This is a genomic window from Streptomyces ureilyticus, from assembly GCF_011045025.1.
GTDB lineage: Bacteria > Actinomycetota > Actinomycetes > Streptomycetales > Streptomycetaceae > Streptomyces > Streptomyces ureilyticus.
Map to the genome: position 1 here is coordinate 1 of NZ_JAAKZX010000234.1, position 13,552 is coordinate 13,552.

Sequence of the window (13,552 nt, forward strand, 5' to 3'; positions counted from 1 at the left end):
GTGCTACGGGGGTCTCCGGTCGGTGGTGAGGGCGGGGGCGGCCCCGGCGCGGGTGCCGGGGCCGCCGTTCGGGCTTACGGGGTATGCCGGGGGGAAGCGGTGGCGGAGGTTGCGGGAGCCGGGACGGGGGTGTGGGCCCGGTGCCGGGTGCGGCGGGCGCGTATGTCGTGCATGGCCTGCTGGTAGGCGGCCTTGTCGAACACCTCGGGGGTGCAGTTGACCTGGTATCCGGCTATGAGGAGAGCCGGGATGGCGCGGGTCGCGAGACGCCGCTGCTCGTCGGCGTCGAGGTGCGCGGGCGCCTCGTGCCAGATGTAGACGGGGCCGGCGGTGCGGACTTCCTTCCGCTCCAGGCCGAGTTGGTCGAGCAGGTCGAGGAGCTGCTCGGAGGCGTCGGTCGGGGTGTCGGCGTGGATGGTGGTCGACAGGGCCTTGCGGTAGATCTCGACGTCGGTGCCGTACTCGTCAGCACGGTTGCCCATGAACGGTTCTCCAGTTCAGCGGCGGCAGAGTGCGGGAGCGGTCGGCTGCTTCGCCGGGCTCGGCGGCGCAGGAGTGGATGCAGGCCGGTCGGGGGTGCGTGCGGCGTGATTGCGGGCGACGAGGCCGTGGCCTTCAGCTGCTGCTGTTCGACGGTCAGGCCGTGCGGCAGATGGTGGTAGTCCCCGCGGGGGCCGGGGGCGTTGAGGAAGCCGCCGGTTCGCTGGAGGATGCCGTCCGCTGGTTGGATGCCGCCGATGGCGACGACCAGCCCGGTGCGGGGGTCCTTGGTGAGGGTGAGGCACTCCAGCACCAGGAAGTCGGGCTCGTTCTGCTTCATCGAGCCCTGGTCGTCGAGGCCCGGGGCGCAGCCGGGGCCGGCGGTGCGGCGGTGGGCGCGATCCGGCCCGAGGGGTGCTGGAGCGCGGTGGCGATGCCCTGAGCGTCGAGCTGCCGGCCGGTCTCGCGAACGGCGCGCGCCTGAGCTGCGGTGTCGTCGCCGCTCAGCCGGTAGATGCCGGTCTGCTTGTCCTGGACGAAGCCGTTGGCGGCCAGTACGGCGGTGGCCGTCTCGCCGACCGGGGTGGCGGCGAGGCTGCCGTCCGGCTGCCAGGTCAAAACGACCCGCTCCGGCTGGGACGGCTGGACGCCGGCCACGGCGTGGTGGCGGACCTGGGCGAGCGCGGTGTCGTAGCGGGCCAGCAGATCGCCGCCGACCTGCTTGGCGCCCAGGAAGGGATCATCGGTCAGGGCGATGCCGTTGGGCTCGCGCACGCCGCGGTACGCCTCGTCGGGAAGATCACGGAGGGCGACGGCGGCGATGAGGAATCCGTCGCGTTCGTCGTGCCGGTCGAGGACGACGAGCTGGGCGCCGTCCTTGCGGGTCAGGACGGCCGCCTGCCGGAGTGGATGCTGGGCGAGGGACTCGGCGACGAGGTCCAGGTCCCAGATCCGGTCGGCCAGTTCGACCAGGTCGTCCTTGTGCTCGGGCGGGTGGTAGGTACTGGCCCAGGCGCTGGGCAGTTCGCTGGCGAGAACGTCGGCGTACGAGGCGAGGCGCTCGGAGTCTTCGTGGTTGTGCATGGTGTCCTTGGCGGGATGAGTAGGTGTCAGCGGCGCAGTCCGGCGGCGACGGGCGGTGGTGGGGGTGGCATGGTGCGCGGCGGGGACGGGCAGGCGCACACGGCGGATGCCTCGTGCTCGTCCAGGGCGATTTCATGGCCGCAGGAGATGCGGTGCGGATGCGGGGCGTGCCGGTCGGCGAGGTCGTTGCGGGTGTGGGCGAGGTCGGTGCGGATGACGTGCAGGCGCTCGTCGGCGAGGTAGCGCAGCCGCCGGGCGATGTGCGGGTCGGCCGCGTCGCCGAGGCCGTCGTGGAAATCAGCGGCGGCGTCCAGGACTTGCTCGATGGCGGCGAGGACGCCGTCATGGGAGGCGGTCAGCTCGGTCAGAGCGTCGGCCACCTCCTCGGTGGTGGTGGCCGCGCGGATGCGCTCGGCGAGGCGGACCACCGAAGCGCCCAGCGGCAGATCGCGGGCCGGGCGGCGGGCGGTGTCGAAATCCTGGTCGCAGTCGACGTGGTAGCCGACGGCCCGGAGCCGGGCCACCGCCTCGGCGGCGAGGCGGGTTTCGTCGTCCGGGGAGAGTCCGGTGGGGGCGCGGTGGTAGGTCTCCTGGAGGCGGACCACGGGCACGAAGCCCGCGCGCTGGAGGAGGCTGTGGGCCTCGGGGTTGCCACCGCGGGCGAGGACCTGATCGGAGTGCGGATCGCGGCGGACGGTCAGGAAGCGGTCGGCGAGGGGCAAAGAAGCGTTTCTCCTATGGTGATCGCCGGGCGGCGTGGGCGGCGGGCGGTGAGGGGGCAGCGACGCGCGGGCACGGCCGGGTGTCGAGGTGGGCGGCCGTGGTGGCGAGGTCCTGCTGGATGCCGTGGAGGCGGCGGGCGATCAGCTCCAGACGGTGCGCGGTGTCGGGGCCGGCGGCGCCGGGCTGTCGGGCGATGCGGTGGGCGGTGTGCTCGACGAGGCCGCGCACGGTGGCCAGCGGGCCGGACTTCTCGTCGGCGAGCTGCGAGAGGACCGTCGCGAGCTGGCCCGATGCGGTCGGCACCGACCGAGAGGCGGCCCGGCGTCCAGGTGTGACCGGTACGGGGGTGAGGCGCAGGTCCTGCTCGATGCGGCGGGCCTCGTCCGCGAGCCGCCGCAGGAGGCCGCCGGGCTGCTGCTGCCAGGTGCCGTCGAGCCGGATGAGGCTGGCGATCAAATCAAGGCGTCCGGGCTTGGCCTGGACAGCGATCCACTGGCAGCCGCTCTCGTCGCCGGGGATCTCGATGCCAGCGGCGCGGGCGAGACGGTGGGCGACCTCGGCCCACTCCGCACCGCTCAGGTCACGGTCGTCGGGATGGAGCCGGACCTCGAGGTGGAAGATCGCATGCCGGTCCCCGCGGGGGCTGGCGGCGAACGGGTTCTCCAGAAGCGGATCTTCGAGGTGCTCGGCCCACTGGGCGGACGTCCACGTCGTCTGCTCGTCGTCCAGGGTGTACCGGTCAAGGCCCGGCCAGTAGGCGACGACGGTGTGCTCGGTCAGGCCCTCCTCCGGTGTCACCGCACGCCCCAGTGCTTCGCCGAGTGGGTCGTGCGGGGCGTGGGTGCGTTCGTTGACGCGTGGGATCACGTCGGTCTGCCTCCGATGGTTTAGGTGTGCTGGTGCAGGTCCCTGGCGGCGGTGACCAGGGAGCGCTCGCGCACGAGATCGGCGTGCACCGTGATGTCACCCGGTGGCAGAAGGTCCAGGGCGCGGTCGATTGCCGCGAGCCCCTCGTCGTATCGGCCGAGCCGGCGCAGTGCGCCGACCACGCGGAAGAGCACGACCGGGCCTTGCCGGTGTCGAAGGACGGCCGGGTGCTGAGGGTAAGGAGCCGTTCCGCACCCTGGTCCAGGCTTCACGCAGGTCGGTTGCCCGGCGGGCAGGACAGGACGGGTCCGCCGGAGTAGCGGTGGCCCAGGACCGGGCCTGCAGAAGAGCGAGCGCACGGCCGGGGCAGCGCACGGGCAGGCTCACCGGCCGCCCCGCGCGTCGGCGACGTGCACGAGCTGGCCGAGGGCCGTGGTGGCGTACCAGCCGCAGTCGATCAGCGCGTTGTGCGCGGCGTACTTCGGCAGGAGGCGGTCCTCCATGGCGCGCAGGTAGATCAGGCAGTCCGGGCAGCGGCGCGAGAGGTGCACAAGGTAGCGGGGGTGGGCGGTGAGGTACGTCTGCGCGCCTCCGGTGGCGTCGCGCAGTCGCCATCCGTCCTCGTCGGTCGGGGTGTGCCAGGACGGTGCGACCACGCGCATCGCATCCCCCCACAGTTCCCCGCCGGCCACCCCCTTGAGGACGACGACCTGGTCGCCGGCCCGGAAGTGGGCGTGGGTGATGTCCCGAGCAGGGGTGAGCGGGTCGGGCGGCGGCGCGAGCACCGGGGCGTTCGGGGGCGGGATCATGCGGGTCCTTCCACACGGAGGGGGCGGCGGGAGGATCAATGGTCCGGAGGATCGCCGGTTTGGCTAACCGGCGATCCCCGGCTATGGTCCGGCCGCTGTCAGCGGAACGGGTTCTCCGTCCCGCGGTCGGACTCGCTGGCGGCGTCGAGGAGTTCGAGCAGGTCAGGGCCCTCTGCGTCCCTCTGGTCGATCCACCACCCGGCCCGGGTGATCGCGCGGGCCTTGTCCTCCAGCTCCGCCCAGTCCGCCTCGTCCCAGGTGCCTTCGACGACGAGGGCGGTGTGCGCGGCGGCCATCAGCTGGTGGCGGGAACGCTCACCCCACTCCAGCGCCTTCTCGGGCCCCTCCAGCGACGGCATGCCGAACTTCTCGGCCCACTCGGCGGCGGCCTGCTGCTCCTCCGCGCGCTTGGCGGCGAGCCACTGCTCCTTGGACTGGGTATCGGCCTCACGAGCGGCCTTCCAGCAGTCGGTACAGTCCCGGCCGGCCAGCCAGCGGGCGAAACCCGCCCGCCGGTCGGCGGGACGGTCGGACAAATCATGGGTGATCTCGTGGCCGCAGGCGTGCTCGACGGTCCACTGCATACGGACAGCCATAGGAAAATCTCCTCAAGTCAGATCAGAAAAGGGCGTATTGGGGTGGGCGAGGTACAGCCGTCGCAGCGCCGGTCCTTCTGGGTGCGGCGGCGGCGTCGGCCGCGCCGGGCGGACCTTCGGCGCGGTCGAGGTACGGGCTGGGCAGTGCTCTAGCGGTGCCGCGTGGGTGCCGAGGTGCGCGGCGGTGCCGACGGCGGCGTGGTGTCCAGGGCGGGGCGCGGTCGGATCCGTGGCCCGGGGGTGCGGTGCGGCGGCAGGACGGCGACGGTGGCGCCGAGGTCCTCGGCCGCCTCGTGCACTTCGCCGGTGAGAAAGTCGACCTGCCGGCCGAGCGCGGCGAGCCGGGCGGCGATCTGCCGCCCCTGCAGGCGGACCATCGGGCCCGCGTCGTGGCCGTGCTGCGTGGCGGTGAGCGAGGTGGTCGGCGACTGAACCACCGGCACCTTGCCGAGGAAAACGACACCTTGCCGACGACCGCCCCGCCGGAACACACCCACCGGCGGGGCGTCGCCGTCAGGAAGCCCGCCCGGCGCAGCACGTCTGCGGCGAAGGCGTCGAAGGTGCCCGCGGCCTCGACTTCGCCACCCCGGCCGCGGGTGATGCGGATCGCCTCGTCGCTCATGCTCACCGGCCCCGCCCGTTGCCGGCCGCCGGGGCATGGTCGGCGGCCGGCTGCGGCATGGGCCGCCCGGGCGTGGCCGCCACAACGGAGGGTCGCTGCGGGGAGCGGGTGGCGGCGGCCTGCGCGATGCGGGTGCGGCGATCCCTCAGCCCGTTGCGTGCCGCCGGCTTGGGCGGGCCGGGGGTGCGGGTGGGGTCGAGGGCGTAATCGGCCTGCACCTCGTAGCCGTGGCGGCGCAGGTCGTGGACGGCCTGGCGGGTGCGGCGGATACCGTCCTGTTCGGGGTGGGTGAGCCGGTACAGGCCCGGAGTATCGGGGACGGGCTCGAACTGCTCGCGGATAAGGAACCAGTGGGCCAGGTGCGCGGGAATGTTCGCGGTGGCGGTGGCCACGAAGCCGTGTTCGGGGTGGGCGCCGAAGCAGAAGTGGTCAGACAGATGTAGGGGCCCTTCTTCTCAGGTCACCGGCGCGCGGGACTCGCACCGGGAGGCGTGGGCAGAGCCGGCGGGAGCGGGAGGACACCGTGGTCCCGTACGGCGAGCGGGTGGGGCGGGGCGGCGGCGCGGGCCTGATGGCGCAGGAACACCTCGCCGTCGGCCAGCCATGCCTCGATCACCGGCAGCACACGCGCGTCACGCTCGGCCTTCGCCTCCCCGTACGTTGCGGCGGGCAGTACCTCGGGAGTCTCCCGCAGGTCCTCCAGCCGGGCGTTCCAGCCGGCCAGGATCCCGGTGCCCCGCACCAGGGCATCGCGCAGCCGCTGCAGTGCGGCGGCGTCCTCGGGCCGGCCGGTCGTGGCGGGGCGGCACTGATCGAGCAGGGCCGGTGCGTGGGTGAGGACGTTACGGAACTCCTGCCAGGCGAAGTCGGCGAACTGCCCTTCCAGGTCCGGGATGTGGCCGGGGTCCAGGGGGCTGGCGTCGCTGAAGCGGCCGGACTCCTTGACCGCCTGCCGGGTGTCGTACTCCTCGCGGATCCGCTCCAGCGCGAAGGCGACGGTGGCCCACCGCCGGGCATGAAGGGCGTGGTGGTAGGCGGGCAGGAACCGGTCGGCGATCGCGCGGGCGGCCTGCTCGGGTGCGGCGGGCAGGACGATGCTGCCCGGCGGGCTCGTCTTGGCGACGTGTTCGTCGAAGCCGTTCGGGGCGAACGCGCCGAGCAGGTAGTCGCTTTGGTGTCCGGGGCGTTCGACGAGCAGCAGCTCGATCCCCGTGCCGTCGGTCAGGACCGCCGTATACGGCAGCCGCTCAGTCTGGACCGCGCGGATCAGTTCGCCGGCATCCCACAACCAGGGGACCAGGTCGTGCTGCCACACCGGGTGGCTGTGCACACCGACCCGGGCGCTCCACTGGCCCGGCAGGTGGGCGGCCATCTCGTCGGCGATGTCGCCGAGGTAGCGCCGGCTGCTGGCCGTGACGGTGGCCTGGTGGCGGCGGGCGGTACGGATCAGCTGGTGCACGGTGTCGCGCGCTGCCTGCGGATCGTTGACCGCCAGGGCGGACGTGCCGTTGTCGCGGCGCTGGAATCCGACGCGCTGCAGTGCGGTCTGGGCCCACCGGTACCTCTCGCCGTGAGCGACGGCGACGATGCCGGCGCTGGCACTCAAGACGAGCGTGATCTCGGCAGGGGGATGGGAAGGCATGCGGGGTTCTTTCGAGGGGATCAGCGCTGCAAGCGCTGGCGGGGCTGAGGCCCGGCATGGGCAGGCGGTTGCGCCCGTAGCGCGGCCGCGGGCGGTGTGGAAGGTGCCGCCGGGGCGGGCGCAGGGCGCAGGGCCGTGGCGGTTGCGCGAAGCCGGGCGGCGGCCTCGGCGTATTTCTCGGCTGCGATGCTCCGCATCACCTCGGGGTCGTTGCGCAGAGGGGAGGCGGCGAGGTCCGGCAGGGCCTCCCGGTGGAAGCCGGTCGCGGCGTAGGTCAGGGCCTCGGTGAGCACGTTCAGGGCGCCCGCGATCCCGGCAGCGGCCTCGGCGAGCCGAGCCAAGGCGACCCGTTCCGGCAGGTAGACCGTCTCCGGCACGGTGAACCGTTCCTGCGCGCGCTCGGTGGCGTACTGCAGGTGGTGGGCCAGGAGGTTGATGTCGTCCGTCAGCGTGACCACGTCGACCGCCGCGGCGTTGGTGGGGAAGGCATCGGCGAGTTCGTCCAGGTGCCGGCCCAGGTAGTTAAGGGCGGCCTGGGTGGCGGAGGCGGGCATCAGGGTGCCTCGCCTCTATCGCTCGGCTCCAGGCCGCGGAGGGCGGTCCGCAGGCTGCGTCCGAAGTTCCACGCATGCCGCCGAGCGCTTGCCTCCAGGGCGTCGTAGGCGTCCTGGCGGGTCATCTGGCCGGGGTGTTTGCGGTAGCGGTAGACCGGGAGGGGCAGCAGGATGCCGGGCGCGAGGCAGGTGACGCCGAGGGCGGCCATGTAGTCCTCGCCCTGGACGAGCCCGCCCATCGGTGCTGCGCGTACGAGGTCGGTGCGGGCGAGGATCGTGGTCGGGCCGAGCGGGATGGTGTCCGCAGGGTTCTTCCAGTACGTCGACACGTCCCCGGCCTCGTGCCGGCCGGGCGGCGTCGGGCACCGCCACAGCGAGGTCGTGCCGTCCGGGTGCAGGTCTTCGCTGTATCCCGCGCACCAGCCCAGGCCGGTCGTCTCCAGGGCGTGCAGCCGTACGGCCATGGCGTCGCAAGTGAACTCGTCATCGTTAGTCGCGGCAAACCCTGTGTCCCACGCAGGTCGTGTCGCTTTACGACGCGCCGGTCGCTCGTTTCCGCTCGGATGCCAGGTGGACCACGGTGTCGCTTTCTGGAGGCCAACTACTCCTGGAATTGTGGCAGACGTCACGCACGGACCGGGTGATGCCCTCACGTCGGAGAGGGGTGCGCCCGTGCGAGACCGCGGTCTGCGGACGGACAGCGCTCGATCTGGGAGGTCTGCCGGGGTGGCGTATGCGTGCGGGGATGCGGGTCTCCATTCGGTGGGGCGGTGGGAGTTGGTGCGGGTGTCGGCGTACGGGCGCGCTGGCCATCGCGGACGGCGCGCCCGTTAAGTCGCCTTGGGCGTAGGCAGTTACGCCGACATCTGTTGCGTTGCAGGGAGCGCGACTTCGTGAGCACTGGCTCCTGCGGAAACACCGGAATCCGCATCTGGTGAGCAGCGCAGGTGTTGGCTGATCATGGGCAGAATCGCCTGCGAGGTTCTGAGCGGTAGTCACCGCCGGTAGCGGGTCCTGGCGTCGAGGGCCGTCGGGGTTCCCAAAAAGGGCGCGTTTTCCATGTTCTCCGCGGGAAGCTCGGGGGTGCGGGGTGAGCTTCAATGGTCGCGACGATCGCCGGTTACCCAAACCGGCGATCGTCGGCTATGTTGCGGTCGCTTGGCCGGGGTAGGCCGGCGCCTCGGAGGCCCCACGGAGCCTCGTGCCAGCGGCCCGCGGGGAGGGCGTTGTGACTGGACACCCTGAGGTTTGCCGCCGCCTCATCGCCGACGCGGCGCTATGAACCTGCTAGGTGATGCGTCGGTACGCGGCGCGGGCGTTGACGATGCGGGCGACGGCGGTTCCGACGACGGTCGCGGCGAGCAGGCAGGCCAGCCAGGTGGTGTCGCGGTGTCCGGCCCAGGTGAGTTGTCCGGCGGGCGGGATGGCGAAGCCGTTGAGGAACAGCCAGCACAGCACTGCGGTGCCGGGTGCGGCGGTGAGGCGAGCGCACAGTCCGAGCAGGGCGGCGAGGAGGGACAGCGCGATCAGGGCCGTGGTGGGGTGTCCGTGCCCGCCGAAGTGGTTGGTGATCGCCACCAGCAGCAGGGCACCGGTGAAGGCCGCGGACCAGACGAGCGGGGTGGCGACGGGCTGGGGAACGGCCCTGGCCCCTGTACTGAGCTGCACCCACTCGATCATGCTCACGGTCCTTCCTCTTACCCCCTGCTGCGCGGCAGGACGGGGCGGGCATTCTCGCCGGGGCCCGGCCTCCGGGGCGCAGGTGAATTCTTCCATCGGGCGCTCGCGCGGTGACCCCCACCGGTCGGCCATTGCTGCCCGTTAAGGTGACGGCGGACGTCACAGCGACAGCCGCCGCAGGCCGGGCCGCTGAACCGTCCAGGAAGCCGCGACAACACGCTTCGGTGGCATCCGGCCGAGACGAGAAGATGGACAGACAGGGGACAGCTGTGGGTGCTACACGCCTGAGCAGTACGCCGTTGCCGGGCATCGGCGTCCGATACGACATGACGACACGTCAAAACCGGCGGCTGTCGGTCGTGGCGCACCGGGACGGAAACCGCACGCTGAACGCGTACCAGAAAGAGGATCCTGACGCGTGCGCGCTGTCGGTGCGGCTCACCGCGGAGGAGTCGGCGGCGCTGATCGACGCGCTGATGCCCGCCCACCACAGCCCGAATCTTCTGTCTACCACCGATCTGGGCCTGGTGGCCGAACGGATCGAACTGTCCACGCTGTCGTACTGGAACGGCCGGGTGCTGGGCGATACCCGGATGCGGACCGAGACCGGAGCCTCGATCGTGGCGGTGCTGCGCCGGGCGGAGGCGATTCCTTCGCCCGCCCCGGACTTCCGGCTGGCCGGCGGGGACATCCTCATCGTGATCGGCACCCGCGAGGGCGTCGAGGCAGCCGCCGCCATACTTGGGCGGGAGTGACCGGGTGCACTCCTCTGCTGTCTTTCTGATCGAGTTCGGCGCGATCATCCTCGGCCTGGGCCTGCTCGGGCGCCTTGCCGGACGCCTTCAGTTCTCCCCGATCCCGCTGTATCTGCTGGCCGGGCTCGCCTTCGGTGAGGGCGGGCTGCTGCCGCTGGGGACGAGCGAGGAGTTCGTGGCGATCGGCGCCGAGATCGGCGTGATCCTGCTGCTGCTCATGCTCGGGTTGGAATACACCGCCACCGATCTGGTCTCCAACCTCAAGACCCAGTACCCGGCCGGTCTGGTGGACGCCGCACTCAACGCCCTGCCGGGCGCGGCCATGGCCCTGCTGCTGGGCTGGGGGCCGGTAGCCGCTGTGGTACTCGCCGGGGTCACCTGGATCTCGTCCTCCGGCGTCATCGCCAAAGTGCTCGGCGACCTGGAACGTCTCGGCAACCGCGAGACCCCGGTCATCTTGAGCATCCTGGTGCTCGAAGACCTGTCCATGGCCGTCTACCTGCCGATCATTACCGCGCTCCTGGCGGGTACGAGCCTGGCGGCGGGCAGTGCCACCCTGGCCATCGCGCTCGGCGTCGCCGGGCTCGTCCTCTTCGTGGCCGTGCGCTACGGCCGGGTCATCTCCCGGTTCGTGTCCAGCGACGACCCGGAGAAGCTGCTGCTGGCGGTGCTGGGGCTGACGCTGCTGGTGGCCGGGATCGCCCAGCAGTTGCAGGTCTCCGCGGCCGTGGGCGCGTTCCTGGTGGGCATCGCCCTGTCCGGGGAGGCCGCCGAGGGCGCCCACAATCTGCTCAGCCCGTTGCGGGATCTGTTCGCTGCGGTGTTCTTCGTCTTCTTCGGGCTGCACACCGACCCGGCCAGCATCCCGCCGGTGATCCTGCCCGCGATGGCCCTGGCCGTCGTCACCGCCTGCACGAAGATCGCCACCGGGTACTGGGCGGCCAAGCGGGCCGGTATCTCGGTCAAGGGCCGCTGGCGGGCCGGCGGCACCCTGGTCGCCCGTGGCGAGTTCTCCATCGTCATCGCTGGCCTCGCCGTCACCGCCGGTATCGAACCGTCCCTCGGCCCGCTCGCCACCGCCTACGTACTGATCCTCGTCATCCTCGGCCCTCTTACCGCTCGCTGGACCGAGCCCCTTGCTACCGCGCTCACGCGCCGCAGGAGCGCATCGGCCGACAGCGCGACTGGCAGTGCGGTGCCAGCATCCGGCGGCCCGCAGGAATCGGCGAAGGAACAGGACAGCACAGGCCGCCCGTGAACGAAGACACCTGGTCAGCGATCGTGAGCCCGGAGGCGGCCCTCACGCTTGCCGTGCTGGCCGTCTACGTCGGCGGCGCTGTCGGGATCGGCAGGAATCTTCCACGTCTCCTTCGCCGGGATGCAGGGTGGCGGGCGGACACCGCAGAACACCCTGCCTCCAGCGCCCTGGTGCTCGCCGTGCTGATCGCCCTGTGGCCCGTCAGCACGGTCTATCTTGCGTGGCGAATCGCCCGACGCCAGCACCGCCGGCGCTGAGCAGGGCCCTTGGCTGCTACTGGTGAGCGTGGGCCACAAGGCGTTTCCTTTGCGCAGCGGGATCGTGCTGTGGCTTGGGTTCCGCTGGCAGCTCCAGCCTCCTTGTTCGGTGGGACGGGGCTGAGGCCCCTTTCCCTGTGGTGGAGGGTCGATCGGCGCCGCGGAAGGAGTGCCGAGCATGCTGTGACCGCATCATGAGACCGTGGCATTGACGGCTCCGGTGATCAGGAGGCGGCGCAGACAATCAGGATGGCTGCGATCAGGAGCAACCCTGCCGCCGGCACGATGGGTGGTGCCCGGCCGTGTCGGCGTGCGGTGCCTCTCATGCCCGCCTGCGCGAGAGGAGCCACCCCACTGCGCCCGTGACGGCGCCTACGGCGACAGCCATAGCGAGCTGGTACAGGGGCAGTTGAGCGGTTTCACTGTCGCGGGCAGTGTTGGCCTGCATGGCCGCCACCAGAAGGTATGTGGTTGCCGCTGACAGCGCGCAGGAGAAGACAACGAGCGGCCGGACCCTGCTGGCCGCTTTGGCCGAGAACACTGCGGCGACAGAGCCGGCGGCCTCGGCGGTGAATAACAGCATGTACTGGCCGAAGGCCGTCGCAGGTGAGCTGAACCCATCGGCGGTCCCGTCGAGGGTGAAGTGAGTGGCCACCTTGCTCGGAAACGAGTCCTTGAGCAGTAAGAAGGCGATCGTTGTCGCTATCGCTCCTGCCAGGAAGGGAGCAACGGCTGGGGCTGCGCGACGTGTGAAGTATCGGTTCGACATGTTTGTCGCCGTCATGTGTGATTCACGCCCTTCTTTGCTGTGTGCGGAGTGCGGCTCGAACTGTGCTGGCACCTCCACGCCGGGCTCGGCGGTCGGTAGCCCGTGCTGAGCGGCGTCAGACCTGTGTGGTCGGCCAGTCGAGCAGCCGTGCGCCGATCACCGCGGTCTGGAGCGTGTAGCGGTGCATGGGGTCGGTGGGGTTGATGCCGGTCAGGGTGTGGATGCGTTCCAGGCGGTAGGTGAGGGCTCGTACGCTCAGAGACAGCCGCCGTGCCGCTTCGGCTGCCACGCAACTGGCGTCGAAGTACGTGATCAGCGTGTCGAGCAGTGGTTGCGCCCCGCCTCGTGCTTGTTCCAGTGGGCCGAGCGTGCTGTGCACGAGGTCCACCAGTGCCTGCCGGTCGCGGGCCAGGACGGGAATACCAGCAAGTCGGCGGCGCGTAGCAGTGGTTCGTCGAAACCCATGCGCTGGGCCAGGTCCAGCGCGTTGAGTGCTTCCTCGTAGCTGTGGACGACGCCGCCCGCGCCTGGTTGAGGGCGGCCGATGGCGACCCGGCCGCCGTCGGTGGCGGCGTGGGCCTGCTTGGCGAAGTGGGTGAGGACGTCATCCTGGTTGCCGGGGGCGATGCAGACCATCCGCCCGTCCTTGGTTGTGAGCAGGATGTGGCGGTTGCCGAAGCGGCCGACCAGTTCGCTCTCCACGGTCCGGGGTGCCGGGTCGGTTTCGTCGTATGCGGTTGGTCCCTCGGCTACCGCCACTGCGTGGGCGTGGGACAGGCGCAGCCCGAACCGTTCGGCGCGTGCGGCGATGCGGCCCAGGTCACCGCGTCCGTGGAGCAGGTCGTCGATGAACTCCCGCCGGGCCGCCTCTTCCTGGCGTACGACCAGGCGTTGCGCTCGTTCATAGCCTTCCGCGAAGGCGTAGATGGCCTGTTGAACGGCGCCGAGAACGCTGGCCAGGTCCGTTGTGGAGGGCCAGGCGGCTCGGCTGGCCGCGAGGTGCTCGCGGACCAGGGCACGCCATCCGTATCCGGCCTCGGCGGCCTGTGCGCCCAGCGCGCGGCGTGACGTCAGCTCTTCTCGGGTGAGACGGCGGCCGGTCGCGGACGCCTCGGCCAGGATCTGGCCGTAGCCGTCCAGGAACTCCTTGGGTTTCTCCTGTACTGTCACGTGCCCCCCGATCCTTTGATGGGCTGACAGCCCCTTCTCCGGTGGTCTTGCCTGGTGTCTCCCCTTGGGTCCACGGTCGCCGGGCGAGCCGATCGCGACCGTGGCCCGTCCAGGCTCTGGTTGCAGGTCACTTAAGCGAGCGAAACCACGGGCCGAGGCTGATCGTCCCGGGCGGCAGAGACGTTTGCCCCACGCGCCGCAACTGTGGCTTGCTCAGCTGTTCGTGTGTGCGGCGTCGATGCGCTCTGCTGCGGGTGCGGAAGCGGCGGGCACCGGGGGTGTGGGGC

General features: G+C 71.3%; 17 protein-coding genes and 1 pseudogene. 3 read left to right on the forward strand and 15 right to left on the reverse strand.

Features of this window, described 5'->3' with window-relative positions; all coding sequences use genetic code 11:
* Nucleotides 1-74: 74 nt before the first annotated feature.
* The 13 genes from G6048_RS40940 to G6048_RS41000 all read right to left on the reverse strand — a co-directional run bounded on the left by G6048_RS40940 (nucleotide 75) and on the right by G6048_RS41000 (nucleotide 9,056).
* The gene (locus G6048_RS40940; RefSeq protein WP_165344687.1) at nucleotides 75-482 is read right to left on the reverse strand and encodes a hypothetical protein; all 408 of its coding nucleotides are present in this window, start codon (nucleotides 480-482) and stop codon (nucleotides 75-77) included.
* 334 nt (nucleotides 483-816) lie between these two features.
* Nucleotides 817-1,563 (reverse strand): hypothetical protein, encoded by a 747-nt coding sequence (locus tag G6048_RS40945; protein WP_165344688.1) that lies wholly within the window; start codon nucleotides 1,561-1,563, stop codon nucleotides 817-819.
* Nucleotides 1,564-1,589: 26 nt separating this feature from the next.
* Nucleotides 1,590-2,285 carry a hypothetical protein gene (locus tag G6048_RS40950; RefSeq protein ID WP_165344689.1) on the reverse strand — a complete coding sequence of 232 codons (696 nt, stop codon included), beginning with the start codon at nucleotides 2,283-2,285 and terminating at the stop codon, nucleotides 1,590-1,592.
* Nucleotides 2,286-2,298: 13 nt separating this feature from the next.
* Complete coding sequence (locus G6048_RS40955) at nucleotides 2,299-3,153, reverse strand: relaxase/mobilization nuclease (RefSeq protein WP_165344690.1); 855 nt, start codon at nucleotides 3,151-3,153, stop codon at nucleotides 2,299-2,301.
* Between the two features lie 20 nt (nucleotides 3,154-3,173).
* On the reverse strand, nucleotides 3,174-3,347 hold the full coding sequence (locus G6048_RS40960; RefSeq protein ID WP_235990966.1) for a hypothetical protein: 174 nt from the start codon (nucleotides 3,345-3,347) through the stop codon (nucleotides 3,174-3,176).
* Between the two features lie 189 nt (nucleotides 3,348-3,536).
* Entirely contained in the window at nucleotides 3,537-3,962 is a 426-nt protein-coding gene (locus G6048_RS40965; protein WP_165344691.1) for a hypothetical protein, read from the reverse strand.
* 98 nt (nucleotides 3,963-4,060) lie between these two features.
* Nucleotides 4,061-4,558, reverse strand: a complete 498-nt coding sequence (locus G6048_RS40970) for a hypothetical protein (protein ID WP_165344692.1) — start codon at nucleotides 4,556-4,558, stop codon at nucleotides 4,061-4,063.
* 149 nt (nucleotides 4,559-4,707) lie between these two features.
* Nucleotides 4,708-5,001 carry a hypothetical protein gene (locus G6048_RS40975; RefSeq protein ID WP_408056223.1) on the reverse strand — a complete coding sequence of 98 codons (294 nt, stop codon included), beginning with the start codon at nucleotides 4,999-5,001 and terminating at the stop codon, nucleotides 4,708-4,710.
* 181 nt (nucleotides 5,002-5,182) lie between these two features.
* Nucleotides 5,183-5,572, reverse strand: a complete 390-nt coding sequence (locus tag G6048_RS40980; protein WP_165344693.1) for a hypothetical protein — start codon at nucleotides 5,570-5,572, stop codon at nucleotides 5,183-5,185.
* A 68-nt stretch (nucleotides 5,573-5,640) separates the two neighbouring features.
* Complete coding sequence (locus G6048_RS40985; RefSeq protein WP_206342755.1) at nucleotides 5,641-6,822, reverse strand: hypothetical protein; 1,182 nt, start codon at nucleotides 6,820-6,822, stop codon at nucleotides 5,641-5,643.
* 20 nt (nucleotides 6,823-6,842) lie between these two features.
* A complete protein-coding gene (locus G6048_RS40990) occupies nucleotides 6,843-7,376 on the reverse strand; it encodes a hypothetical protein (RefSeq protein ID WP_165344694.1) in 534 nt (177 codons plus the stop codon).
* A complete protein-coding gene (locus G6048_RS40995) occupies nucleotides 7,376-8,029 on the reverse strand; it encodes a glycosyltransferase (RefSeq protein ID WP_408056224.1) in 654 nt (217 codons plus the stop codon). The genes G6048_RS40990 and G6048_RS40995 overlap by 1 nt, the downstream gene beginning before the upstream one ends.
* A 634-nt stretch (nucleotides 8,030-8,663) precedes the next feature.
* Entirely contained in the window at nucleotides 8,664-9,056 is a 393-nt protein-coding gene (locus G6048_RS41000) for a hypothetical protein (RefSeq protein WP_165344698.1), read from the reverse strand.
* Nucleotides 9,057-9,304: 248 nt separating this feature from the next.
* Between G6048_RS41000 and G6048_RS41005 the strand changes: the two genes are divergently transcribed.
* From G6048_RS41005 to G6048_RS41015, 3 genes are read left to right on the forward strand one after another with little or no spacing between them, the layout of a single operon-like run.
* A complete protein-coding gene (locus G6048_RS41005) occupies nucleotides 9,305-9,811 on the forward strand; it encodes a cation:proton antiporter regulatory subunit (RefSeq protein WP_206342759.1) in 507 nt (168 codons plus the stop codon).
* 4 nt (nucleotides 9,812-9,815) lie between these two features.
* A complete protein-coding gene (locus G6048_RS41010; protein ID WP_165344695.1) occupies nucleotides 9,816-11,069 on the forward strand; it encodes a cation:proton antiporter in 1,254 nt (417 codons plus the stop codon).
* Nucleotides 11,066-11,326, forward strand: coding sequence for a hypothetical protein (locus G6048_RS41015; protein ID WP_165344696.1), 261 nt, complete (start codon nucleotides 11,066-11,068; stop codon nucleotides 11,324-11,326). The genes G6048_RS41010 and G6048_RS41015 overlap by 4 nt, the downstream gene beginning before the upstream one ends.
* Nucleotides 11,327-11,648: 322 nt before the next feature.
* On the opposite strand, the gene G6048_RS41020 is transcribed toward G6048_RS41015, so the two are convergent.
* Together G6048_RS41020 and G6048_RS41025 are read right to left on the reverse strand one after the other, a co-directional pair.
* Nucleotides 11,649-12,110 carry a DUF1648 domain-containing protein gene (locus G6048_RS41020; RefSeq protein ID WP_165344697.1) on the reverse strand — a complete coding sequence of 154 codons (462 nt, stop codon included), beginning with the start codon at nucleotides 12,108-12,110 and terminating at the stop codon, nucleotides 11,649-11,651.
* Between the two features lie 100 nt (nucleotides 12,111-12,210).
* Nucleotides 12,211-13,265: pseudogene (locus G6048_RS41025) on the reverse strand (PucR family transcriptional regulator).
* Nucleotides 13,266-13,552: the final 287 nt, after the last annotated feature.